Source organism: Anaerophaga thermohalophila str. Valhall, assembly GCF_000250735.1.
GTDB classification, from domain to species: domain Bacteria; phylum Bacteroidota; class Bacteroidia; order Bacteroidales; family Marinilabiliaceae; genus Anaerophaga; species Anaerophaga thermohalophila_A.
The window spans coordinates 1-24,533 of the sequence record NZ_AHZV01000315.1; the positions used below are offsets into that span (position 1 = coordinate 1).

The window sequence follows — 24,533 nt, forward strand, 5'->3', positions numbered from 1 at the left end:
TGCAAATAAAACATGAATTACACGTGCCAGGTGCTTTTGTTTTGCTGGCCACTAACGGTCGGCGGTATGAAACGTTGCGCATTTTGAAACACAAACTTATCAGCCCGCTAAGCTGTTGATTAAATGTTATATTGCTCAAATATAGCACTATCCGCGCAATGTTTTATGACCGCGTGTTAGGGGCTGGTGTTCATTCATTTCTGTCTGTTTATCAATTATTTAGCTGTCATTTCACTGTCTTTTTCAATCCGCACCAACCTATCCACGAAGCACAAATTTATTTTGCTTTTTTGTGGGAGGGCAACCCTAAAACCGCCCTTAAAGGCGGTTACTTGGGCTGGCTTTGTAAGCTCTTTGGTAAGCTTTGGTCGTGTGTTTGCTTGTGGGGCTTGCCAATGTGCTAACAAATAGGGTGGGCTTTCTAATGATTTTAAGAACTAAATTTTATATAAACAAAAATTCAACAACATTGCCCAGATTGAATGGGAGGACACTTTTCTGTTCCATACGAACAAAACACGCAACAATCGCCCTGTTTTGGTTTTAAAACGGTATGGCAATTTTTACATTCATAAAAGAACTGGCAGGAACCCTCCGGCATTTCTTCTTCTTTTTGATGCCCGCAATTTGGGCAGGTTATGATTGAATGGTATTGAATTTTCATTTCTTTAAAGTTTTCAACAAACAGTTTTGCATTCTTTTTCAATCCTTTCATTCTCAATTTGAAAGGTTGTGTGTCCTATCCCGAATTCGTGTTCAAGTTTCTCCTGTAATTCAGCAATAAATTTATCATGATACCCTTTGGGCATTATCAGGTGGGCGGTTAAAGCTATTTGGGTGGTGCTCATTGCCCAAACATGTAGGTCGTGAATTTCTTCAACACCTTTTTGTGCCAACAGTAATTCCCTGACTTTTTCGAGGTTGATGTTTTTAGGTACGGCATCCAGCGCCAAATCTATGGAATCGGTAAACAAGCGCCAGGTGCCCCAAAGGATGACCAGGATGATGATAAAACTCATTACCGGGTCAATCCATTCGATTCCGGTGAGGTTAATCAATAATCCGGCAACAACCACTCCCAACGACACCCCGGCATCGGCAGCCATGTGCAGGAATGCTCCTTTGATGTTCAGGTCGACTTTTTGGCCTTTCATAAACAGCAAAGCCGTAATGGTATTGATTACCACGCCTATTCCGGCAACAATCATCACTTGAGTACCTGCCACGGGTTCGGGATTTTTTGAATTTCCCTATGGCATCCCAACCGATGGCTATTACTGCTCCAAAAAGCAATAGCGCATTGAGTATCGATACAAGGATGGTTGTTTTTCTAAGACCGTATGTATATTTCCCTTTTGGCTTTATAGAAGCAAGCCGGATTGCTGCCCAGGCAAAAATCAAACACAGAACGTCGCTGGCATTGTGACCTGCATCGGCTAATAATGCTGATGAGTTGGCTGCCAGACCATAAAATATTTCAACAGCAACAAAGGCGATGTTTAAACCAATGCCAATGGCAAAAGCTTTTCCGTAACTTTTTTGCGTAGTATGTTCATGCGCGTGTGCCAAAATTGATTACTTCGAAAGTTTTAAAATCCTCACTGCCCCGCGCATCACAAAGGTGAAAACAATGCCACCAATGACCAAATCAGGCCATTTGCTGTTTAGTAAATACACCAGCATACCGGCCAGGATAACCCCGCCGTTCACGATGATGTCGTTGGAGGTGAATATGGCGCTGGCCTGCATGTGCGCTTCTTTGCTTTTGGCTTTGTTGATGAGCCACAACGAAACCAGGTTTCCGGCAAGCGCCAGGATGGAAACAATAATCATCCACTGAAAAAGGGGCGTTTCGCTATTGCTGAAAAAACGTCGCAGCACTTCGGCAAAACCCAGCGTAGCCAGCCCCATCTGGAAATACCCGCTGATTTTGGCTACTTTTTTCTTTCGTGAAATGGCCGCACCCACTGCAAAAAGGCTGAGCCCGTAAACAATAGAATCAGCCAGCATGTCCAGAGAATCGGCCACAAGTCCCATGGAGTGCGAAATCCAGCCTGTGGTAATTTCCACCACGAAAAAGGTAAAATTGATGCCCAGCACCCACCAGAGTATTTTCAGCTGTTGTGAATCGTGTGCACCGGGCGGTAATTCCGTTTCGGTAGTATTTCCGAGTTTGTCACCTAATTTTAGCTGGCTGATTGCCTGGTGGATTTCATCCACAGGGCCTGAATGATATACCTCCAGCTTCCGGTTTTCAATATCAAAAACTAGGTTTTTAACGGATGAAATCCCTTCCAGCTTCATCCTGATAAGGGATTCTTCGGAAGGGCAGTCCATTTTACTGATGGTAAATACAGATTTGAACATGTGAACTAATCTTTATGCAAAACCACATTTAAAGGAATAAAAGCGCCCACTTTCAAGCCCCAGTCAATATTATCAACAGGGGTAAACAGAAATACAAACGCATTTCCCACGTTCCCTAATTTGAAATTGGGGCCGGTCTGGACTATGAATTTATTTTCATCTATCATATACTCTTCCGCCAAAACCCACGATACCGGGATTTTTTTGTCGAACCCTACAAACCAGTATTCGTTAAAATTGTAGATGGCGTTGGCAAAGGGCGTGTATCCCACCGACAGATAGGTTTTATTGTTAAACATGGCGCCCAATTCGGCATGGATACGGGTTATTTCCTTTTTGTTACCATCAAAATCGTACATCACAAAAGGGTTAACACGTACCCCTGTGATTACTTTTAACCGTTCGCCTTCCTGTGCATTCGCTGTGAAAGCCAGAAAAAATACGATGGTCAATAAAAAAAGTTGTTTTCTCATTTTAAAAGTTTCTCTGAATATTTCTACCATTTAAACTTCATGCAGTATTACAGATTCTCAATGACCTTTTCAAGTTTCGACCTGATTTCGCTGGCAACTCCACCTAATTTGTCATTTTCAACCGCCTGCATGGAAGCCACCGGGTCAACGGCAGCTACTTCTGTTTTGCCATTATCCAGTTCCTGCACAATCACATTGCAGGGGAGCATGGCCCCGATTTTGTTTTCGGCCAGCAGCGCTTTATGTGCAAAAGGAGGATTGCAAGCCCCTAAAATTTGGTATTTTCTGAAATCAATATCCAGTTTCTTTTTCAATGTGGCCTGCACATCAATCTCGGTCAGTACCCCGAACCCTTCTTTTTTAAGTTCTTCGGTTACTTTTTCTACTGCTTCGTCGAAAGAGTAATCGACTGTTTTTTCAAAATAATATTTCATATTGAACAAAATTTAAAAGTTAACATGATTTTATACTGCAATTTTTAATAACACTAAAGCAAGGTTTGAAAATTCATCTCACTTGCTTCAGTGTTAGTTTTAAAATAAATTGGTATTTACCAACAATTATTTCTGTGAGACATCATCATCTGTTTACGCGAATCCATTCCCATGTTACCGGAATACCAGCAGTTTTCTGATATATCCCACCAGCTGTAATTATTGTTGTTAAAATATGTAAGCTGCTTTTCAGAGAGAAGTTTTTTTACCTGAACTTTTGTCTCCAGGTTGATATCCTCAATCTTTTCTTCTTTATCGCGGATAGTGCTTCTCAGTGATTTCACCTTTTTTACATCCAGCTCGGGATTTGAATTAGCAGCCCGGTATTCCATTCTTAAGCTGCGAAGTTCATTTTCAATTGGCAGCTTTTTCTCGTAACTGTTTTTACGTAGCTCATTGATTTCCGTAATTTGTTTGGCTGTTAAAGCATATTCTACTGGTGTGTTGTAATTCCACCATTGGGCCCCGGCGTTAGCCGACCAGTTTGAGTTACAGCAATGGTGCTGTGCCATCGCCTGTGAAACAGAGAAAACGATTAAACCTGCCAGTAAAAAAGTCAATTTAAAATTTCTTGCGTTCATAATTATTAATTTTTGATGTTAGACATTCTAATAATTTCAACATCAAAATTACCAATAAGTTAGTGCAACACTATTGCAAAGTTTAATCGCAGCGCGGGCACACCCCGTTAATGATGAATTGCGCATTATCGTAGGTGTAGCCTTCAGGCAGTTTAATGTTGGGAATTGGAAGTTCTTTCATACAACGTGTCCTGCCACAACGCGTACAATAAAAATGAACGTGTAAATCATGTATATTACAGGTACATTCATCATCGCAAACGGCATACTTCACTGAGCCTGAACCATCATCAACTGTATGCACAATGAAATTGTCTTCAAATGTTTTAAGCGCCCTAAATATGGTTGAACGCTCCACTTTTTCAAATCGCTGTTCCAAATCCGTCAGGCTCAGCGCTTTCCCGGTTTCGGCAAGTGTCTTGTAAACCAGGGTTCGCATGGCTGTTGGCTTCACGTTTTTTGATTCGAGTTTCTTTTCAATTTCATTGTTTTCCATTCGGGTAAATAATTGTGAGACAAAAATTTTCAACGTTTATAAAATCCAAATTTACCTAAAATCAAACATTTACACCAAATATATAGCCGACCAACGCGGAAAGCGCCATAGCAATGGTTCCCCAAACTGTAATTCTCACAATCGTTTTTATAATATTAGAGCCACCGGTTTTTGCAGAAGTTGCCCCCAAAGCGATAAGAAAAACAATTGCTTATTTGAATTTAAGTTTAATAAACTCGCCAATTAATATAGCGGTGGGGTATGAAAATTCTTCTTCTGTTTGTGCGTGAAGCATAAGTTTTTGAGCAAATTCAGCAACCTCAGGATGATGTTCTGCTGTTGCATGTTGCACTAAAACCTCCAAAGCCGCAACAATTTGTTTATGTTCTGCCAACATTTCCGGAAGTTCTGATTTCAGTTTGTCCGTCATTTGCAAAACCTCTTTCATTTCTTCAGAAAGGCTTCCTGATGAAAGAGATGGCAACAGCCCCAAAGGGGGAAGCGCGTACTCTTCTTCTTTGACAAAATGCGGATGCATCAATTCAGCAACTGTTTTTGCGGCTTCGCCTGTTTTGCCTGAAAGCTGCGTGGCTTGCCGGAGCATGGCATGTAATTCTTCATGCTCTTTATTTAATGATACAGGTGTTTTAAATTCCATGATACTTTTATTTTACGTTATATGATTTTAATTGGTTCTTTATATCTTCAACAAGAGTCATTAAAAAGATGTTTAGTTAATCTATTCACCAACTCCATGTGGGGGACCGGCCTGAATATTTTGGTAGAGTTTATGAGAATATATGATATACTTTACATAACTGTCCACCCACTGACGGCCGGCTTCTACACTTTTGTTCTTATTCTTTTTAGCCTCCAAAGCATTTTGGAACCACTCAGAAGTTTCTTTTTCCAATTCCTCTTTGAAAAGTGTTTGTAAGGGGGCAATATCACCGGTTTCAAGGGCTTTTTCTGCTAGTGCAATATCCGGGGCATTGGGGCTGGCCGGTTTCAATCCTGTAAAAGGCATGCTTTCCGCTGCACGGTGCAGCCTGACCGTGTTACTCATAAAATATTCCGTTGCCAGTTCCTTTGATTCACCACCTTTGTTGTAAACACTTAAACTTTGCCTGAATTTATTCCTCAACTCTTCTTCCTGCTTTTCGCCAATCCAAATAGCAACTTTACTAAAGTCACCGGTTTTGAGAGCTTCTTTTGCAGCCACAGCCACCGGTCCATTTTTGCGGTCGCAATGGGCGGAGGCGGGAAATGCAGAGAATAGCAAGAATAACGAAACAAGAACAATCGGGAGGATTGTTTGTAAATTGCTTTTAAGGGATTGAAGCTTTTCGCGACTTCCCGTTCCTGAATTAAAACCTTTTGTTTTCATAATAAATTGTTTTAAACGTTTTTAATTGAATTATCTGGAACAAAAGTACAACAGGTAACAATGTTGTGCGACCTACTTTGTAAAGTAGTACCCATTTAGCAACAATTTGAAGTCCATAATATAGGACTTCAGGTAAAAAATAACCAGTGCGGGTGATTATAACCATTTTAGAGTTGCTTCTTATATTCACTTGGGGTGAACCCGGTTAGTTTTTTAAATACCCTGTTGAATGCCGATTTCGTATTAAAACCACAATCGAATGCAATTCCTAAAATGGTCAGATTTTCAAATTCGGGATTGTCCATCCTTGATTTAACTTCATCCACCCTGTATTGGTTAACAAAATCGAAGAAGTTGACATTAAACTGTTCATTTATAACACGCGAAAGATGATGGGAAGGTATATTGAGTTTTTCGGCTAACCCGGGAAGTGAAAGGTTAGCGTCCAAATAGGGTTTTTCGTTGCTCATAAAACTTCGTATTTTGCTTACATATTTTTTCGCATCAGTCTCTTTCATGACCACGCCGGAATATTTCGGCTTCGGTTCCGTAACGTATTCGATGCTACTGTCAGGATATTGAATAAAAATTTCCTTTTGCTTTAGGCCGAAATAGCCGATTAAGATGATGAAAACAGACAAAGAAAGAGTAAGGCCATGCGTACAAAAAACCCATGAGAACAACCCGAAAACATGATGGACAGTGGCAAAAAACATTAAAACCGTCCAAACAGCCCCAAAAGTATAAACAAGCTTCCGTAGCCAATCGAGGTTAACATTCTCATACGATGAAAAATTATTGAAAATATTGATATCCAATTTTTTAAAAAGCCGGATGGATAAAATAAAATAGAATGGTCCGGATAAAACTATGAGAATCAGGAATAAATTAAAAAGTAAAGGAGCCCCATGTTCACGTTCTACATGGGCTAATCTTATTCGTTCCGATATTTCGGGTAAAAAGGATGCAATGACTATATAAAGGTTGAATAGGATAAAAGGAATAAAATGTACCAATTTTTTCCTGTTAAATCTAAATTTTTGGTCAATCAATGCAGAAATATATAAAAACAAGAATGGCCCGTGAAGTAAGAGTAATGAAATAAAACTTGCTGAAAGGAGGTAAAAATCTGTAAATAGTTTATTTGAAAACAAGGCATATATACCTGTGTATAACCCTAAATAAATTAACCAATAAATCAGTATTTTATCATGTAAAGCCTTTTTTTTCTGTAAAATCAGAACCGCAAAAAACAAGGCATTGAAAGCAGCTATCAGGAAAATATATTTCATTGGTTATTTTTTATATGCCAACAACCTCAATGCATTAAATACCACAACAAGAGTTGACCCTTCGTGAATCAACACGGCAATGCCAATGCCGGCCAGGCCAAGTATGGTTGAAGGAATAAGTATCGCTACGATACCGAGGCTAATCCAAAGGTTTTGTTTTATGATGCCTTTTGCTTTTCTGCTCAGTCCAATGGCAAAGGGAAGTATTTCCAGTTTGTCGCCCATCAGGGCAATATCTGCGGTTTCGAGAGCCACGTCCGAACCGGCAGCACCCATGGCTATCCCAACGGTGCTGTTGGCCATGGCGGGGGCATCATTTACGCCATCGCCTATCATTGCCACTTTGGATTCCTTCTTCCTGAGTTTTTTTATGGCATCCACCTTTTCATCGGGCAACAGGCTGCCCCAGGCATCGGTCAGGCCTATTTCTTTGGCCACGGCATCGGCCACTTTCTGGTTGTCGCCCGTGAGCATGACCATCCGTTTAATACCGGTTTTCTTTAATTGCTCCAGTGTGCTTTTTGCCTCCGTTCTCGGAGTGTCCATTAAAGCAATGATACCCAAATAATCGCCATTCCGGCGAATAAGCATGGTGGTGTTCCCGTCAGATTCAAGCGCTTTTACCTTTTCTGTAATTTCCTCCGAAGGTTTATTATCATCGAGGGCTTCATATAATTCCAGGTTTCCTATATACACTTTGTCTTCACCCAATGTCGCTTTTATACCTTTTCCCAAAACGGCTTCAAGGTCTCTGGCTTCGGGAATACTATTACCTTCCAAACGTTTTCTGCCGTCCCTGACCACCGCCTTTGCCAACGGGTGGTCGCTCAGGTTTTCTACGGCTATTGTCATTTTCAGCAATTCATTTTCATCGGTATTGTTCAGCGGAACTACTTCTGTGAGTTTTGGTTTGCCTTCGGTAAGCGTTCCGGTTTTATCGAAAGCCAGGGCGGTTAAAACACCCAGGTCTTCCAAAGGACGTCCGCCTTTGATAAGCACCCCGCTTTTGGCTGCACGTGCCACCCCGCTCAGTACAGCGCTTGGTGTGGAAATGGCCAGCGCGCAAGGGCTGGCGGCTACCAGAACGGCCATCGCCCTGTAAAAGCTGTCGCTAAAATTTTCGTCAATGACCACGAAAGCCCCGAGCAATAATACCACCAATCCTAAAACAGACGGCACAAAGTATTTCTCGAACTTATCGGTAAACCGCTGGGTGGGCGATTTCTGCGTTTGGGCTTCATTCACCAGTTTTACCAAACGGGAGAGGGTAGAGTCGCTGGCTTCTCTGGTGACTTTAATTTCCAGCGTGTTGTTACCATTGATTGTGCCTGAAAAAACCCTGTTTTCATCACGGATGTCTTTTTCATTGGAATAATCTTTTTGGGGGTCGTCTACCGGTATTTTATCCACCGGTACACTTTCGCCCTTGATGGGGGCCTGGTTCACGCTGCTTTCGCCGCTCACCACAACGCCATCGGACGGGATTTTGGTGTTGGGCTTCACCACGATAACGTCGCCGATACTTAGTTTTTCAATGCCTACCTCTTCTGTTTTCCCGTTCTTCTTTAGCAAGGCGGTTTTGGGGGCAAGTTCAGCCAAAGCAGCAATGGATTTTCGGGCTTTGTTCATAGCGAATTGTTCGAGTGCGTGGCCCATGCTGAACAGGAACAACAGCAAAGCGCCTTCGGCCCATTCGCCCAGTATAGCTGCACCGATGGCTGCAACCAGCATAAGAAAGTCAATTTCGAAACCGCCTTTGGCAACGGTTTGTATGGCTTCTTTGGCCGTGTAGAAACCGCCAAAGAAATAAGCTCCGATATACAGCGACAGGCTAACCCACGATGGGACTGCATCCACGAATGAAAGGCCAAAACCAATGGCCAGCAATATTCCGCAAATGATGGAGAAAATCAACTCCGTATTTTTACCAAAAAGGCCGCCATGGGCATGTTCATGTTCTTCCCCTTCTTTTTCTTCGTGTTCAGGCTTTTTTTCAGGCTGCTTGTCTTTCGGCGCTTTCTCCGTTTCTTTGATGCCGCGAAGATATTTCCCGGCTTTTAAGGCAGTATCGGTTATACCAAGGCCTTCTTTTCGTAAAGCTTCAACTATTGCTGCTTCATCAATCTGCCTTGTGTCGAACTCAGCCCGTACCATTCCGGAGGCAGAAACCGATGCTTCAATGATACCGTTTAAGTCGCGTAGGTTTCGTTCGACACTGCGTGCATGGCGCGGGTGGCGGATGCCTTCTACGCCGATGAGTTTATGCCCGGTTTTTTCGGTAATGGACGCCCCTGTTTGCCGGGCAATTGAACGTACCCGGTCAATGGAAATCAATTCCGGGTCATAGTGAAAACAAAGCTGGGGTACTCCATTTTCTGCAGCCTCTGAAACGTGGACTTTTTCCAGTCCTTTTTGCTCCTGAAGCAGTGAGATAAGCTCCTGAACACATTGGTCTTTTTCGTCCGGCACTTCGGGTAAAATAAGCGGTATTTCTAATTTTAGTTTTTTCATGTTGTTTGTATATTAACGATGAAAATGTTCAATTCTACTTTTGGCAAACCCTGATTTTATGAAGGTAAAGAAAAGGCTGCCATAAATCAAAATTAGATGTGCAGCAACCTTTTCAATTTTTTACAACCCGTTTTCCAATCCTGTTTTTACCCGGTACGCCTTTTCAACATCAGAAACATAAATCAACCCATCACCGGGGTTCAGGGTTTTACCGTATTCCGAAATAATTTGCACCACCTTATCCACATCGTTTTTATTGACCACAAGCTCCAGTTTGGCCACTTCGCTGTCGGTAATGGAAAATTTTTGTGAGACAAATGCATCCTCATCCTGTAATTTCCCGGTACCTTCTGCCGATGAAATGGTCATATTCTCAAAACCTGCATCTTTTAAATGATGCACTATGTCATCTACTTTATTGGGCCTTATAAATGCTTTTATTTCTTTCATTGTGTTAATTTTTTAATGTTCGTGTTCAGTTTCTTCTTTCCCCAAATCTGCCAGTAAATAATAGGCTGCATTGAGTACTATTTGTGTGTTTTCAGGCAGCGGATTTAGCAGTTTTACTTCTGTATACCCTTCGTCCTGCATGCCTGCAACTACTTCTACCATGCGGAAAGCCATCACTTCACCCTCTTCACCCTGGTGCGTGTCTCCTTCATGTCCGGCATGCTCCTCATCGCTTTCTTCTGCGTGTGTTTCATCATGTGCGTGTTCGTCTTCGTCAGCATGGTTTTCCTCATGCTCGTGTTTTGTCTCGGTGGCTTCTTTGTCCAAAACAAAAATATAAGATTTTGTGCCTTCGGAAACAATGGCATCGTTGGGCAAGGTGCGGGTATAATTTTCATCGGTATGGATATGGCCTGAAATGTACATGCCCGGAATAAGGCCCGGAACTGTTTCATCCAAGCTGGCATGCACGTGCACGGCCCTGGCGTTGGCTTCAAATTCCTGTCCGATGGCAAAAATCGTTGCCGTGAGCTCCTTATCGGGAATATTGGCTGCGGTAAAATGTACCTTTTGTCCTTTTTCCAGTAAATGCACATCATTTTCGTACACTTGAAAATCGGCGTGGATTTCACTGTTGTCGGTAATTTCAAAAAGCATGTCCTGTGCCCCGGCATAGGTACCCACTTTCACGTTTATTTCATTTACGTACCCGTTGATGGGTGAAACAATGGGAACGCTGTTGGAAATCTCTCCCTCTTTAACTTTTTCGGGCGAGAGGTGCAGGAGTTGCAAGCGGGCTTTCAATCCCTGGTACTTGGCTTTGGCCGAATTATATTCCGACTTTACCTGTTGGAACTCCCTGCCTGCGCCTACGTTGTTCTCGAAGAGCTCTTTCTGGCGTTCATACTCCATTTCCAGAAATTCGAGCCGGCTGGCTAATTCGGCAAAATCTTCCTGTAATTTGATATAATCAGGATGTTCGAGAATGGCGAGGGTTTGTCCTCTGCGCACTTTGTCGCCCTGAAAAACTCTGATATCCCGTACATTTCCCCCGATTACGGCCGTAACTTCTGCCGAGTTAGCGGGCGGCACCTGCATTTCACCGTTTGTTTTTACCATTGTGGTGAGGTTGCGCATACTGAAACTCCCCAGTTTTAAATCCAGGGCTTCGCGCTGAAGTTCGTTCAGCATTACCACGCCTTCGGGTCCCTCGTGCTCCACCTGTTCCCCGGTTTCACTGTTTTCTTTTTTGTTGCTGTTGCACGACATGAGCGTAACTACTGCAAGAAGTGCTATGATTATTTTTGATTTCATTGTATCTGTTTTTTTAATTATTGACCTGTAATGTATTCCAATTGTTCCTTAATTTCGAAATATTCCGCCAGCCGGGATAAATATTCCTGCCTTGTTTTAATGGCTGATTCGGTATTCTGAATAAACTCGATATAACCGAGGCTGCCCAAACGGTAACCCAGGTTGGCGGCTTCAATTTGTTCGTCGGCAAGCGGCAGCGCTTCGTTTCTATAATATTCCAACACTTCGCTCATTACCCTGTACCGGCTTAAAAGTTCTTTGTAGGAAGCGTTCAGTTCGAGCGCCCGCTGCTTGAATTGCTGCCCGGTCATCTCGTAATTAATACGGGCGGCTTTTGTTTTGCCCGACTGGGAGAAGAACAGCAGAGGAATGGAGATACCGGCCTCCCATCCATAATAACCGGATGTTCCATCGACAGATTGCCGGGAATACCCCAAATCGAGCTTAGGCAAAAAATTTGCTTTTTCGGCTTTCCACTCTGCTTCGGAAACATCCAACTGTTGCCTGTAAAGATTAAGCAAAGGGACGGCGTTTAACGAATCAAGCGGGTAGGAAGTTTGAATGGTTTCATCCCATTCCTGCCCGGCATCGGCAATTTCAACACCATCGGGGTACATCAGGTACTGGTTCAGCAGTTGCAAAGAAGCCATGTATTCGCTCTCTGCCTGTTTCATGTTAACCATTAATTCCTGGTATTTGGCAGAAGCCGCCAGATAAGCTACTTTGGATGTTTGCTGGGTTTCGAAACGCAACCCGGCAGCCCTGAGGAAATCGGCATAAACACTGTCGAGCCGGTTATACAATTGGGTTTGCTTTTTGGCTACCAATGCCCGGTACCATGCCAGGCTCACGTTTCTGACCAACTCATTTTCGGTCAGTTCAAGTCTTGATTCGGCCAGGTTGATGCGCGATTCATTCAGCTTGTTTTTAGCAGGTATGCCAAACAGGTCAATTTCCGATTGCGCCAATCCAATTTGGGTTTGAATACCCACCTCACCATTTCCGGTCTCCTCCTTTCCGGTGTATATAGAGGTGCTGCCCAAATCATAAGCTGTGGCTTTCAGGGCCTTTTGTTTTTCAACATTGAGCGAAGCGGCTTTTAGCGAAGGATAGTTTTCCTTAGCCCGTTCAATAGCCTGCTCAAGGGTAACGTTGTTTTCCTGTGCTTTCAGGCTGCCCGAAATTCCAAGCCCGCCGATGATAAACAACAGGATTATTACCGTGGTATTGAGTTTGGGCGCTTTCAGTTTTGTTTTGCCCGACTCTACCATTTTATATAAAACAGGCAACACGACCAGTGTTAGAAGCGTGGACGTTAACATTCCGCCAATGACCACCGTTGCAAGCGGACGTTGCACTTCCGCCCCTGCTGATGTGGAAATGGCCATAGGCAGGAAACCGAGTATATCAGTTGAAGCGGTGAGGAAAATAGGGCGTACCCGGCGAATGGAACCTTTTTTGATAATATCACCCAGGCTAAGTTTTCCCTCTTCTTTTAACTCGTTAAAACCGCTTATTAATACCAGTCCGTTTAACACTGCCACACCAAACAGCACGATAAAGCCTACGCCTGCCGAAATACTAAACGGCATTCCCCGCAAGTAAAGCGAAAGTATTCCGCCCACTGCTGCCAGTGGGATGGCCATGTAAATCATCAGGGTTTGTTTAAACGATTTTGTGGCAAAGAAAACCAGCATAAATATCAATGCCAGAGCGAGTGGCACAACAAGTGAAAGCCGTTGGGTTGCCCTTTCGAGGTTTTCAAAAGCGCCGCCGTAGCGGATGTAATAGCCCGAAGGCAATTCCAGTTCTTCATCAAGTGTTTGCTGTATTTCTTCCACCAGCGATTTAACGTCCCTGCCTTCCACGTTAATGCCCACATACGTGCGCCTGTTGGTATTGTCGCGGCTGATTTGCATGGGCCCCGGCTGATAGCTTATTTCAGCTACCTCTTTCAGTGGTACCTGGTTACCGGTGGGGGTGTTTACAAACAGGTTCCGAAGGTCGTCAATGCTTTGGCGGTGTTCTTCGTCGAGGCGTACCACAAGGTCGAACATTCGCTCACCTTCGTAAATTACCCCGGCAACACCCCCGCTAAATGCTGTTTCAACCACAGTATTAAGGTCTTTAATTTTGAGTCCATACTGCCCCAGTTTGGTACGGTTATAGTTAACGGTTATTTGAGGCAATCCACTGGTTCTCTCAGCGCTTATTCCTTCAATACCCTCAATTCCCGCGATTAAGTCTGAAATTTCATCGGCTTTGTCTGCCAGCATATCCAGGTCATCGCCATATAATTTTATAGCCACATCCTGCCTGATACCAGTTAAAAGTTCGTTGAACCGCATTTCGATAGGCTGGGTAAATTCGTAGTTAATACCCGGCAACACACTTACCTTTTCCTTTACCTTGTCAATCAGTTCCTGTTTCGATTCGGCCTTTGTCCATTCGTCTTGCGGTGTAAGAATAACAAAAATATCGGCAATATCCATTGGCATGGGGTCGGTGGGCAAATCAGCAACCCCGATACGGCTTTGAATGGATGCTACCTCATCGGGAAAGTTTTCCAGTACTATTTTTTCTAAACGGGTAGATGCATCCTTCACTTCCGATAATGATGTTCCCGGTTTCAGGAAAGCCTGAAATGCAAAATCGCCTTCATCCAGTTGTGGAATAAATTCGGCTCCCATGCGTGAGAAAAGAAATCCACCGGAAATTAAAAGCATAAGTGCAATTCCCAATACAAGCCTTCCTTTGCGTAAAGCCCAGCCAATTACGGGTTCGTAAAGGTTTTCTAGTTTCTCTATAAAACGCTCGCCCCAAGTCTTTTTATCTGTTTTAGGCGGTCTCAGGAAAAGTGCAGCCATCATGGGAATATAGGTTAAACAAAGCACCATAACACCCAATACGGCAAAACCGAAGGTCATGGCCATAGGTTTAAACATCTTACCTTCTACGCCCTGCAATGCCAGTACCGGGATAAAGACAATAAGGATAATAAGCTGACCGAAAAATGCAGAGTTCATCATTTTACTGGCTGAATTGTAGGCTATTTCATTGCGCCGGGGTAGGCCGATTTTCTTCCCGATAAATTCGTTCCTGTGCAGGTAAAAAATCATGCTTTCCACAATGATTACTGCCCCATCAACCAGAATACCGAAGTCGATGGCTCCGAGGCTCATCAGGTTGGCCCATACGCCAAACACTTTCATCATGATAAAAGCAAAAAGCAAAGCCAGCGGTATGGTCGATGCCACCAGTAAACCACCCCGTAAATTGCCCAAAAAGATGACCAGGACAAAAATAACAATCAGCGCCCCAATCGACAGGTTTTCTGCAACGGTTGAAGTAGTGCTTTTTATCAGTTTGCTTCGGTCGAGAAATGGTTTTATCTCAACGCCTTCGGGCAACGATTTCTGGATTAACGCCATGCGTTCTTTCACATCCTTGATTACATCGTTGGAGTTTTCACCTTTCAGCATCATCACGATACCGCCTACGGCTTCGCCTTTACCGTCTTTGGTAAAAGCCCCGTAACGCACAAAACTTCCGTATTTTACTTCGGCCACATCGCGTATAAAAACAGGTTGCCCGTTTACATTGGCTACCGGCGTGTTGCGGATGTCATCGAGCGAGCGCATCAAACCTTCGCCACGGATAAAGTTGGCCTGAAAATTTTTCTCAATATAAGCCCCTCCGGTATTCTGATTATTATCTTCCAAAGCCTCGAAAATGTCGGCAATGGTCAGGTTCATGCTGCGTAGCTTATCGGGGTTTATGGAGATTTCGTATTGTTTGCCACGTCCGCCAAAGGAGTTTACCTCAACTACTCCCGGAACCATTGCCATCTGGCGTTTTACAATCCATTCCTGCATGGTGCGCAGTTCCATGTCGTTATACACAGTGTCGTAACCGGGCTGTACTTCCAGCGTGTACTGGTAGATTTCACCCAATCCGGTACTGATTGGCGCCATAAACGGTTCGGCAAATCCTTCCGGGATTTTTTCCTTAATTTCTGCCAGGGCTTCGCTTACCAATTGCCGGGGAAGGTAGGTTCCCATATTGTCCTCGAAAACAATGGTAACCACTGACAGCCCAAACCGGGAAACCGAACGAATTTCGATAACCCCCGGCAGGTTGGCCACCGAAAGTTCCACCTGGTAGGTTACAAACTGCTCTATGTCTTCGGTGCCCAGGTTGGGCGCGGTGGTAATCACCTGCACCTGGTTGTTGGTGATATCGGGCACGGCATCCAAAGGCACTTTGGTCATCGACCAGATACCCCCGATGATAAGCCCTATGGTCAACAGCCCGATGAGTGCCTTATTCTTTATTGAAAAAGATATTATATTATTTATCATTTGATTTCTTTAAATTTTTAATTGTATTCAATTAATTAGCTAAAATCCATATGTTTAATCATGGAAAAACTATTATATCATATCTATGAAATGATACATGAGCTTAATGCTCAGTTTTAGAGAAAGAAGAAATGAATTATATTTTGGGTGGTTGCCAGATAGATGCAACAGGACTTGAAATTGCAGGTTCTTTCAATTTAATATCTAAAGTAATTACTACTAAATTGATAAAGGAAATACTAAAAAATGAAGGGAAAGAAAGTGTTTGGCAACAATTACAAAAACAAAACGGAGAACATAAATCAACTTCGTTTGATTGATTCGGGCTTTGTTCTGATAATTCCAGAGAAACAGAATTTGTATTGGCAGCATGTACATCATTGCATGGTGAGGCTGTTAAAACCATTACGTACATTGATAATATTACTGCTAAATATTTCATTTAAAATTCCGGTATTTTCTGAATTACAACGGCAAAGATACCCCAAAGTTCATGCAACCGGGTTGCAAAGTTATTTCTTGCAATTTGAACAAATGCCTTTTACCACCATATTCACGTTTTCGAGTGAAAAGTTATTGGGGAGGTTTATTGTTGGAACAGGGATGTCGTTCAAACAAAATGTTTGGTTACATATTGTGCAAAGGAAATGAACATGCAGGTCATCGGGTTGGCACTCGCAAGCTTCCTGGCACAAGGCGTATTTTACAGAGCCCGAACCATCATCAATTGAATGAATCAGTTTGTTTTCTTCAAAAGTTTTTAATGTACGGTATAATGTGGCTTTGTCTGCTTTTTCAAATTTTTGTTCTAATTCGGGTAGGCTGATAGCTGTTTTTTGTTCGGTTAGAACCTGTAATACCAATTCGCGCATGGCGGTTGGTTTGATGTTTTTGGATTTGAGTTTGTTGTCTATGTCCTTTTTCATTATACTAACTTTAACAATCTCGGTTTGTTCAAAGCTTAAATGTAACAATTATGCACCTGTGCGTAGGCAGAATTGCAGCTCTTTTTCAAGCCTTTGGTTTGGGCGTTGGCTTGTGGGGGCTTGGAAATGTGCTGCAAGGTGGATGGGGTTTCTTTTTTGCGGAGGAAGAAAAAAACAAAATAAATTTCCATCAAATTTGCACTGTCTTATCATAAAGCTAAATCCACTGATATATCATTTTTTATAATTATCATTTCAGGTTGTCGTTGTGTCTTTTTCACTTGCCCCTAACGGATGGCAATATGCGGAGGCCGGGATTTCGAAGCTCCAACCTATCAAACCGTTACAATTTTGATTAAATATACAAAAGTTAAATTTACCCACATCACCCGGCTTACGTATATTGCGTGTTATGCGCTGCCATTTTTATTATTAATTTCTTTCTCCAATTCTTTAAGTTGCTCTTTTAAAATATTATATGATGATTTTCTTTCTTTATCGTTTGGAAACTTTTTGTAGTAAATCCAGAAACATTTATCGGTATACTTTGCTGCTAAATCAAGATAGTCTAAATGTGAAGTAATTTCAGAAATCACAGGTACTTTAAGCAACTTGTGTAATACATTATCACTTGTTCTGAGATTGTACTTTGCAACATGATTCCACATATTGTGTGCTGCTGTACTAAAGGGCTGATAAACAAAATTGCAAAAATCCATACAATTAGCTTGCTGAGCCATTTCACGAGTACTTAAACCTGACCAACTACCTAGATTCACATCGGTTAAAAAAGTATATCGTTGGCTATTAATCCACTGTTCTGAAAATTTAATTAACTCATCTTCATCTGGATTTAAGCCATCACTTATCATTTGATTCTTGCGATGTTCAACCATCAGTTTTTCTTGGCCAAGCCCGTGTAAAATGAACTTTTGTGCTCTATCTTTTGGTGATTCAAGAATCCAAGCTAAATTAATATAGTTATCTGCCAAGCTTCTCAAAATTATTGGTGCTAAATCACCAGTCCATATATTTGAATTTGAAGCAAAATGAGTGGTTATTGTAATCTGTCTAGCAATGATTCCACCAATTACCTCAAATTGTTCTTTTATAGATAGGTCTATCTTAAATCCATTCCATAATTCCTTAAGCTCGTTTTTTAGATTATCCGAGTATTGCTCAATTATCTTTGAAAAATTCAATTCAATTTCTTTGTTTTTCATAATTTGCAAGCTTCAATTTCAATTCCTCTATTCCAAAATTCTTTCGCCCAAGTTGAATTATCTTTGTCAAACATTTCCACATTGTAAAATGCATTAATTGAAGCTCTTAATGAAGATGCTATCATTCTAGAAATCTCGGTATCAGGATATTCTTGAATTTTAGGAAACTGAGTCATTGGAGAATCTTTCACAATTTTTAATCTATCCAAGACAAACATTGAATAGACTACATTTGCAATTGTAAACGTTGATTTTTTGCTACGCTTATCAATTAAATCCCATAGAATTTCTTTATATCTCAATAAGAATTTAACATCTATTACTTTCGTAGAGTAATCATTCGGTCGTATAAAGTTAAGTGGGCATTTGGGATACATATCTAAAAAATCAGAAAGTCCTGATAACATAGGACTTACAATGCCCTTTTTCTTAAGGTCATTAAAAATTTCAGTTTTATTTTGTGAAGGTAAAGTTTCGAATGAACTTATCAGGGCATAATTTCTAAATTTCGCAGATTCGTGCTTTGTCGATATTACAATAAATTCATTAACAAGTTCAGTTCCAAGTTTATCTCCAAATTTGTCTCTAAGCAATGTAATCCAAATGACATCTGGGATAATATAATCCACCCAACTTAAGTCAACAAAATTTCCAATTGTTGTTAGAGGTGGTCTTAATCTTTTCCCTTCTTTTTTATGGTCTTCTAAAATTTTCTTACTCATTGCTTATCTGTTTGCACTCTGGCATGGTTGCGCATAACGTCCCCATAGCGTCATTGTCTTTATATCCATTAAAAGCACAGTCAAAATATCGCTGTAATTGACTGATTTAACGAATATATTGTAATTATTGCTATAAATCGTTGTATGATATAAACATCGTTTTTATGTGATATTTTTTTGCTTTGTTTTTTTACAACTGATTATCGCTTACTTGCAATAGTTGAACGAAGCATTGTTTTAACCCAATAACCCTTTAAACTTTGCAACCGGCTAAGCACAGGCAGACACCATGGAGGTATCTTAAAACCTAACGTTCCATTATCAACAAATATATCGAAAATATCATTTCCCCTTCATCTTCATTATCTGTTTTTTTATTAACAGAGAAAACATAAAGTAAAAAATCAATAACATAAGCACACTGAGTCCCGAAATTTTCATTAACTTTCCGCTAATAACCGTTTTATGTTTAACTAAAATAAATTACAATGGGACTCTTACTTTCTATTCTGATCGGACTTCTGGCAGGTTATCTTGCAAGTTTGATTTTTAAAGGTTCCGGCCTCGGGCTATTATGGAACCTGGTTGTAGGTTTGATCGGTGGCATCATCGGCGGAGCTGTATTTGAGTTTCTGGGACTTGCCGGGCATGGATTAATCTGGCAACTCATTTCGGCAACAGTCGGAGCCATCATTTTGCTTTGGATTGTTTCTCTCCTGAAAAAGAAGTAATCACCGAAGCGAAAAGAATGACCTACCCCTTTTCCAAATACCTTTCAGGCTTTTCAGCACTTCTGTTTCCTTCAATTTGTAAAGGATGCGGGGAGGTACTGGGCAGTTCGCGAAGCGTAATTTGTCGTGCCTGCGAGTCGGGATTGCCCAAAACAAACTTTGTGGAAGACCCTGACAATCCGGTGGCACAGATATTTTGGGGCCGGGCAAGGGTTGAAAATGCCGCCTCTGTTTTTTACTACCGAAAAGGGGAACTATTGCAAAAGCTCATCCATCAGCTTAAGTACAAAGGTGGAAAAGAAACGGGAATATACCTCGGCAATATTGCGGGCAAATTATTAACGGGAACCAACATACTCCGGCAGGCCGATGTTTTGGTTCCCGTACCGCTGCATTATCGCAAACAAAAAATCCGTGGCTATAACCAGGCTGAACTTCTGGCAAAGGGCATTCATGAAGTCACTAAAATTCCTGTTGTCAGTCAGGCTGTTATTCGCACTGTCCATTCTCAAAGCCAGACACGTCGCGGACGATTCGAAAGATGGCAAAATGTGGAAGGCATCTTCAAAGTAATAAATCATCAACATCTCGTCAAAAAACACATTCTTGTTCTTGACGATGTGGTCACCACGGGTTCTACCCTTGAAGCCTTTTGCCATGCTCTGGAGGAAGTTGCGGGCTCCAAAATGTCGGTATTAACCATAGGATATGCCACCGGATAGATATCAGTAATTCAGCGCTTTACCCGTGGCAGCCAGGAATATGTCCAGTTCTCGCAGCTTATCCTTAATAGCAATGAGCTTATCCAGCCTGATAAAGCCGATCTTATAGTGATACTTAGGTCCGTGATATTCTTCCGAGACCGATTTGAATTCAAAATTCCTCAGCACTACCGGATTGCTGTATCTCAGATATACCTCAATAGCTCCTTCCTTAAAGTACTTAAAGCCGCCAAAGTAGCTGGCTTTTTTATACTCGTAGCGATAATAGTGTCCCAGGGCGGTAATATCCGAAAGCACTGCCGACCCGGTAGGGTGTCCGCCGGCGCCTTTACCAAACATGAACTGTTTGTCGTAAGCGACACCTTTAATCACCACACCATTAAACTCATCTTCCACACTGTAGATATATTTATCACGGGTTACGAACCGGGGCAGAACAAAAAGTGCAATTTTCTTATCGCGCAGGCGTTCTACCTGAGCTACCAGTTTTATTTTGTAACCCTTTTCGCGGGCGTAATTGATATCAAATTCGGAAATATTGGAAATCCCGTAATTAAGAACCTCATCGGGAGAGACAATAACGCCAAAGCTGTGCATTGTCAAAATTATCAGCTTGTATAAAGAATCGAATCCATCCACGTCGAATGAGGGATTAGATTCGGCAAAGCCCAATTCCTGCGCCTTTTTCAAAGCATCGGAATAGCTTTCATGGTTGTCAAAAATCTTAGAAAGAATATAGTTTGATGAGCCGTTAAGAATTCCTGTAACCGATAGCAACAGATCGTTGTCATAGTACTCCTCGAGATTGCGTATTACCGGGATGCTGCCGCAAGCTGAGGCTTCATAGAGTAACGAAACATTTTTCTCTTTTGCCAGGGTCACCATTTCCGAAAGATGTTCAGCCAGCATTTTTTTATTGGCCGAAACCACGTTTTTCCCCTTTTGCAGCGCCTTTTTCACAATAAAATAGGCATCATCCGCATTGTCGATCAGCTCGACGATGGTATTGATGCCTTCATCTTCAAGAATTTCATCGGGGTCGTAACAAAACATATCATCGGGCAGCGACCGTTTAATTCTTCTTTTAACGCAAATCCTGCTTACCCTGGAATCGAGTGCCGGACTTTTTTCCAAAACGTCGTAAAGCCCCTGTCCCACAACACCGAATCCAAACAGCCCTATGTTTAATTTTTGTCGTGACATTTCTTTAAGTTTAGCGGAAGTGAATGAGTGGCCCATGAGGTTCCGGAAGCCGGAACTTCAAACGGGCCACAAATATAAACAATAAAGGCGGTTTACTTTCCAACCTTTTCAAAAGCTGCCGAAAAATCGGCTTTTATGTCGTCAATGTGTTCAATCCCTGCCGAAACACGCAACAATCCGGGTTCTACACCCGCGGCTTTCTGGTCTTCGGCAGAAAGCTGTTCGTGCGTAGTCGAACTGGGATGAATAATCAGCGTTTTGGCATCGCCCACGTTGGCCAGGTGACTAACCAGCGACAAATTGTTGATAAATTTATCAGCTGTGCCCTCCGGTCCCTTGATTTTGAAACTTAAAACACCTCCGAAACCACGTTTAAGATATTTCTTAGCGAGTTCGTGGTAAGGACTTGATGCCAGTCCCGGATAATTAACATACTCAACCTGTGGATGTTTTTCTAGCCACTTTGCCAATTCCAGAGCATTCTGAACCGTACGCTCAACTCTTAAAGAAAGAGTCTCCAGCCCTTGTAAAAGCAAAAATGCATTGAATGGGCTCAATGCAGGCCCGAAATCACGAAGTCCTTCCACTCGGGCGCGAATGGCAAAAGCGATATTGCCAAAAGGACCATCAGCACCAAAAACTTCCCAGAATTTAAGTCCGTGATAACTTTCGGAGGGTTCGGTAAATGCTGGGAATTTGCCATTGCCCCAGTTAAAATTACCACCATCAACGATAACGCCGCCGATGGATGTCCCGTGGCCACCGATCCACTTGGTTGCCGACTGCACAACAACATTGGCACCATGCTCCAACGGCCGGAAAAGATAACCGGCCGCACCGAATGTGTTATCAACGATAAGCGGAATACCATGTTTGGCAGCAATTTCTCCCAGTTTCTCAAAATCCGGAATATTGAACCGGGGATTACCAATGGTTTCAACATAAATGGCCCTGGTATTATCGTCAATTTGTGCTTCGTAATCAGCCGGATCATCGGTTTCAACAAATTTGACCTGAATCCCGAGCCGTTTAAACTGAACTTTGAACTGGTTGAATGTACCTCCGTAGAGATTGGATGTAGAGATAAAATTATCACCGGCTTGCAGAAAATTGGTGATGGCAATAAACTGAGCCGCCTGTCCCGAACCCACAGCCAATGCAGCAACGCCGCCTTCCAATGCAGCAATACGCTTTTCAAACACATCGGTAGTGGGATTCATAATACGGGTGTAGATATTGCCAAACTCCTTCAATCCAAAAAGGTTGGCAGCATGTTCAGAGTCATTAAAGACATAGGATGTTGTTTGATAAATGGGTACCGCCCGTGAATTGGTTACGGGGTCCACTTCCTGTCCTGCATGCAACTGCAGCGTTTCAAATTTAAAATCAGACATAGTTTTAAGAATTTATAGGTTAATTACTAAAAAAATCAATTCTTCCCGGTTGCATTGACGCACCGGTATCTGATTCAATTTGAAATTAAAATTTATCGGAATTTTGTTGCTTAGATACAGATATGATGCGTCAACGAGACTTATGCCATAGACATTCGTCCCATCATCATACCTGTTGTGGTAGTGAAGGAAGTTCCGCAAATATTGTTTGTTGCGGCAACCGGATGGATAATATTTGAAGTGCTATTCTTCATTCGCTGTATTATCTCTTTGCAAATATGGACAACTTTATCCAAAATACAAATATTTTTTAAAAAAATTTTTCCACCACAACCCGAATGATTTTATCCCTGCCATTGTCAAAAGGATGAAAACAATAAAAAATAAAGAGTTATGAAAAAGTTAGTATTTTCATTGGCAATAATTGCAGGATTTGCATTTGCAGCCAACAATGTTCAGGCACAAAACAACGCCGATAACGATCAAAAGCAACAAACTTCGCAAAATGTACGTCCGGGATTTGTTGACAATGACGGCGACGGTGTTTGCGACAACTACGACGGCAACCGTCCGGGAAAAGGTTTAGGTCCGGGCAACGGAAACGGACAGGGACGTATTAACGGAAAAGGACTTGGCCGTGGTAACAAACAAGGAATAGGACTTGGTCGCGGCAATGGCCGCAGAGATGGCTCCGGTCCTCGTGCCATTCGCGACGGACAAGGCGGTGGTTCAGGCAATTATGTTGACACCAACAACAATGGCACCTGCGACAACCTGGAAGACGGTACCGGACGGCAGCGCCTGCGTGATGGCAGTGGCGGCGGAACAGGCCAAAACAGAAATTAATGTGTTTTGTTAATATAATTAGTGCGTGTCTATAAACTCGCAAAAATTTTTACAATATGTGTGTCTGTTCAGAAAGTACCAGTTGCAAGGCTTGCGAAGCCGCCAAAACCGGAGTTTACTAATCGTAAATGAGGATGTTGGCGGCGAGCATAACACAGCAAATGGTACTTTATGGACAGACACTAATTAGGTAGAGACGCCAAATTAGGCGTCTCTACCTCAAATTCAAAATTCTTTAACAATCTGCATGCAGCGACCGTCCGGCGACAGCGAATTGGTAAATCAGGCAAAAGAGGGTCAAACCGAAGCCTTTTCCCGGTTGGTAGAGAAATACCGTCAAAAAGTATTTCAAACCAGCATGGGCTTTTTGCATAATGCAGATGATGCCGAAGACCTGACCCAGGATATTTTTGTTAAAGTCTGGCACTCATTGAAATCATTCGATGGCCGTTCCACATTCAGCACCTGGCTCTACCGTATTGCAGTAAATCAGGCCATCAACAGGGTAAGAAAAAACAAGCTACGCTCGTTTGTCGGAATCAACAACGAAGTCAACGAGTCGCAATATTCCGGCAACTATGCCGAAGAAAACCTCGAAAGAGAAGAACAAAAAAAGCAGATATGGCAGGCCATTAACAAATTGAAAAGTAATCAGAAAAAAGCATTTGTGTTGTTCTACTATCAGGAATTAAGCATAAAAGAAGTAGCAGAGGTAATGGATATGTCTCAGAAAGCGACCGAGAGCCTGGTTTTCAGGGCCAGGAAGAATTTACAAAAAGCATTATTAACAATAGATCGGTAGATATAAGATTTGTAGATATAAGATCAGTAGATTTCTGTTGGCAGGTAGTCAAGATAATTAGGGCCTGCTGAAAAGCAATTAAAAGATTAATAATAAATTAATTATAGCCAATAATATCATTCAAAGTGCAAGGTTTTTCAAGTAAATCTTTCAAAAAGTCTGCACCTGTGATGATTAATTGTCAAAATATCACTGTTCAAAAGAATGTCGTAATAATGAACGACTTTATCTATTTAAT

Annotated in this window: 24 protein-coding genes and 1 pseudogene; 4 read left to right on the top strand and 21 right to left on the bottom strand. The window is 42.1% G+C overall.

The annotated features are described in order from the left end of the window. Positions 1–460 precede the first annotated feature (460 nt). The 19 genes and pseudogenes from OQ5_RS25150 to OQ5_RS0116150 all read right to left on the bottom strand — a co-directional run bounded on the left by OQ5_RS25150 (position 461) and on the right by OQ5_RS0116150 (position 18,597). A complete protein-coding gene (locus OQ5_RS25150; RefSeq protein WP_082179606.1) occupies positions 461–664 on the bottom strand; it encodes a GDCCVxC domain-containing (seleno)protein in 204 nt (67 codons plus the stop codon). Positions 665–677: 13 nt separating this feature from the next. Further along, positions 678–1,226 carry a cation diffusion facilitator family transporter gene (locus tag OQ5_RS24930; RefSeq protein WP_255297589.1) on the bottom strand — a complete coding sequence of 183 codons (549 nt, stop codon included), beginning with the start codon at positions 1,224–1,226 and terminating at the stop codon, positions 678–680. Between the two features lie 67 nt (positions 1,227–1,293). Next, positions 1,294–1,569: pseudogene (locus OQ5_RS24935) on the bottom strand (cation transporter); the annotation flags it as partial. 6 nt (positions 1,570–1,575) lie between these two features. Further along, positions 1,576–2,367, bottom strand: coding sequence for a cation transporter (locus OQ5_RS0116065; RefSeq protein WP_016778468.1), 792 nt, complete (start codon positions 2,365–2,367; stop codon positions 1,576–1,578). 5 nt (positions 2,368–2,372) lie between these two features. After that, positions 2,373–2,840 carry a hypothetical protein gene (locus OQ5_RS0116070; protein ID WP_016778469.1) on the bottom strand — a complete coding sequence of 156 codons (468 nt, stop codon included), beginning with the start codon at positions 2,838–2,840 and terminating at the stop codon, positions 2,373–2,375. 47 nt (positions 2,841–2,887) lie between these two features. Continuing rightward, complete coding sequence (locus OQ5_RS0116075; protein ID WP_016778470.1) at positions 2,888–3,274, bottom strand: DUF302 domain-containing protein; 387 nt, start codon at positions 3,272–3,274, stop codon at positions 2,888–2,890. Between the two features lie 116 nt (positions 3,275–3,390). Next, positions 3,391–3,915, bottom strand: a complete 525-nt coding sequence (locus OQ5_RS0116080; protein ID WP_016778471.1) for a hypothetical protein — start codon at positions 3,913–3,915, stop codon at positions 3,391–3,393. 82 nt (positions 3,916–3,997) lie between these two features. After that, positions 3,998–4,411 (bottom strand): Fur family transcriptional regulator, encoded by a 414-nt coding sequence (locus tag OQ5_RS0116085; protein WP_016778472.1) that lies wholly within the window; start codon positions 4,409–4,411, stop codon positions 3,998–4,000. 211 nt (positions 4,412–4,622) lie between these two features. Further along, positions 4,623–5,069, bottom strand: coding sequence for a hypothetical protein (locus tag OQ5_RS0116090; protein WP_016778473.1), 447 nt, complete (start codon positions 5,067–5,069; stop codon positions 4,623–4,625). An 81-nt stretch (positions 5,070–5,150) separates the two neighbouring features. Next, positions 5,151–5,798 (bottom strand): DUF6448 family protein, encoded by a 648-nt coding sequence (locus OQ5_RS0116095; RefSeq protein WP_016778474.1) that lies wholly within the window; start codon positions 5,796–5,798, stop codon positions 5,151–5,153. Between the two features lie 167 nt (positions 5,799–5,965). Next, complete coding sequence (locus OQ5_RS0116105; RefSeq protein ID WP_255297590.1) at positions 5,966–6,814, bottom strand: helix-turn-helix domain-containing protein; 849 nt, start codon at positions 6,812–6,814, stop codon at positions 5,966–5,968. A 279-nt stretch (positions 6,815–7,093) separates the two neighbouring features. Beyond that, complete coding sequence (locus tag OQ5_RS0116110; RefSeq protein WP_016778477.1) at positions 7,094–9,601, bottom strand: heavy metal translocating P-type ATPase; 2,508 nt, start codon at positions 9,599–9,601, stop codon at positions 7,094–7,096. Between the two features lie 120 nt (positions 9,602–9,721). Beyond that, positions 9,722–10,051: a P-II family nitrogen regulator gene (locus OQ5_RS0116115; protein ID WP_016778478.1), complete on the bottom strand. Its 330-nt coding sequence runs from the start codon at positions 10,049–10,051 to the stop codon at positions 9,722–9,724. Between the two features lie 12 nt (positions 10,052–10,063). After that, positions 10,064–11,365 carry an efflux RND transporter periplasmic adaptor subunit gene (locus OQ5_RS0116120; RefSeq protein ID WP_016778479.1) on the bottom strand — a complete coding sequence of 434 codons (1,302 nt, stop codon included), beginning with the start codon at positions 11,363–11,365 and terminating at the stop codon, positions 10,064–10,066. A 17-nt stretch (positions 11,366–11,382) separates the two neighbouring features. Next, a complete protein-coding gene (locus OQ5_RS0116125) occupies positions 11,383–15,726 on the bottom strand; it encodes a CusA/CzcA family heavy metal efflux RND transporter (protein ID WP_016778480.1) in 4,344 nt (1,447 codons plus the stop codon). 136 nt (positions 15,727–15,862) lie between these two features. Then, a complete protein-coding gene (locus tag OQ5_RS25335; RefSeq protein ID WP_082179605.1) occupies positions 15,863–16,168 on the bottom strand; it encodes a DUF6660 family protein in 306 nt (101 codons plus the stop codon). A 70-nt stretch (positions 16,169–16,238) separates the two neighbouring features. Further along, positions 16,239–16,652, bottom strand: coding sequence for a Fur family transcriptional regulator (locus OQ5_RS0116135; RefSeq protein ID WP_016778482.1), 414 nt, complete (start codon positions 16,650–16,652; stop codon positions 16,239–16,241). 410 nt (positions 16,653–17,062) lie between these two features. Further along, complete coding sequence (locus OQ5_RS0116145) at positions 17,063–17,875, bottom strand: DUF5677 domain-containing protein (protein ID WP_016778484.1); 813 nt, start codon at positions 17,873–17,875, stop codon at positions 17,063–17,065. Continuing rightward, entirely contained in the window at positions 17,872–18,597 is a 726-nt protein-coding gene (locus OQ5_RS0116150) for a hypothetical protein (protein WP_016778485.1), read from the bottom strand. Before OQ5_RS0116150 ends, OQ5_RS0116145 begins: the two co-directional genes overlap by 4 nt. 488 nt (positions 18,598–19,085) lie before the next feature. Here OQ5_RS0116150 and OQ5_RS0116160 point away from each other — a divergent pair, with 488 nt between their 5' ends. Both OQ5_RS0116160 and OQ5_RS0116165 read left to right on the top strand, forming a co-directional pair. Then, positions 19,086–19,328 carry a GlsB/YeaQ/YmgE family stress response membrane protein gene (locus OQ5_RS0116160; RefSeq protein ID WP_016778487.1) on the top strand — a complete coding sequence of 81 codons (243 nt, stop codon included), beginning with the start codon at positions 19,086–19,088 and terminating at the stop codon, positions 19,326–19,328. 17 nt (positions 19,329–19,345) lie between these two features. Then, entirely contained in the window at positions 19,346–20,050 is a 705-nt protein-coding gene (locus OQ5_RS0116165) for a ComF family protein (protein WP_016778488.1), read from the top strand. 3 nt (positions 20,051–20,053) lie between these two features. On the opposite strand, the gene OQ5_RS0116170 is transcribed toward OQ5_RS0116165, so the two are convergent. Beyond that, positions 20,054–21,253 (bottom strand): homoserine dehydrogenase, encoded by a 1,200-nt coding sequence (locus OQ5_RS0116170; RefSeq protein ID WP_016778489.1) that lies wholly within the window; start codon positions 21,251–21,253, stop codon positions 20,054–20,056. Positions 21,254–21,345: 92 nt separating this feature from the next. Then, positions 21,346–22,647, bottom strand: coding sequence for an O-acetylhomoserine aminocarboxypropyltransferase/cysteine synthase family protein (locus OQ5_RS0116175; RefSeq protein WP_016778490.1), 1,302 nt, complete (start codon positions 22,645–22,647; stop codon positions 21,346–21,348). Between the two features lie 393 nt (positions 22,648–23,040). Between OQ5_RS0116175 and OQ5_RS0116180 the strand changes: the two genes are divergently transcribed. Both OQ5_RS0116180 and OQ5_RS0116185 read left to right on the top strand, forming a co-directional pair. Next, positions 23,041–23,493, top strand: a complete 453-nt coding sequence (locus OQ5_RS0116180; protein ID WP_016778491.1) for a hypothetical protein — start codon at positions 23,041–23,043, stop codon at positions 23,491–23,493. 247 nt (positions 23,494–23,740) lie between these two features. Further along, positions 23,741–24,295: an RNA polymerase sigma factor gene (locus OQ5_RS0116185; protein ID WP_016778492.1), complete on the top strand. Its 555-nt coding sequence runs from the start codon at positions 23,741–23,743 to the stop codon at positions 24,293–24,295. The last annotated feature ends 238 nt before the right edge of the window (positions 24,296–24,533 follow it).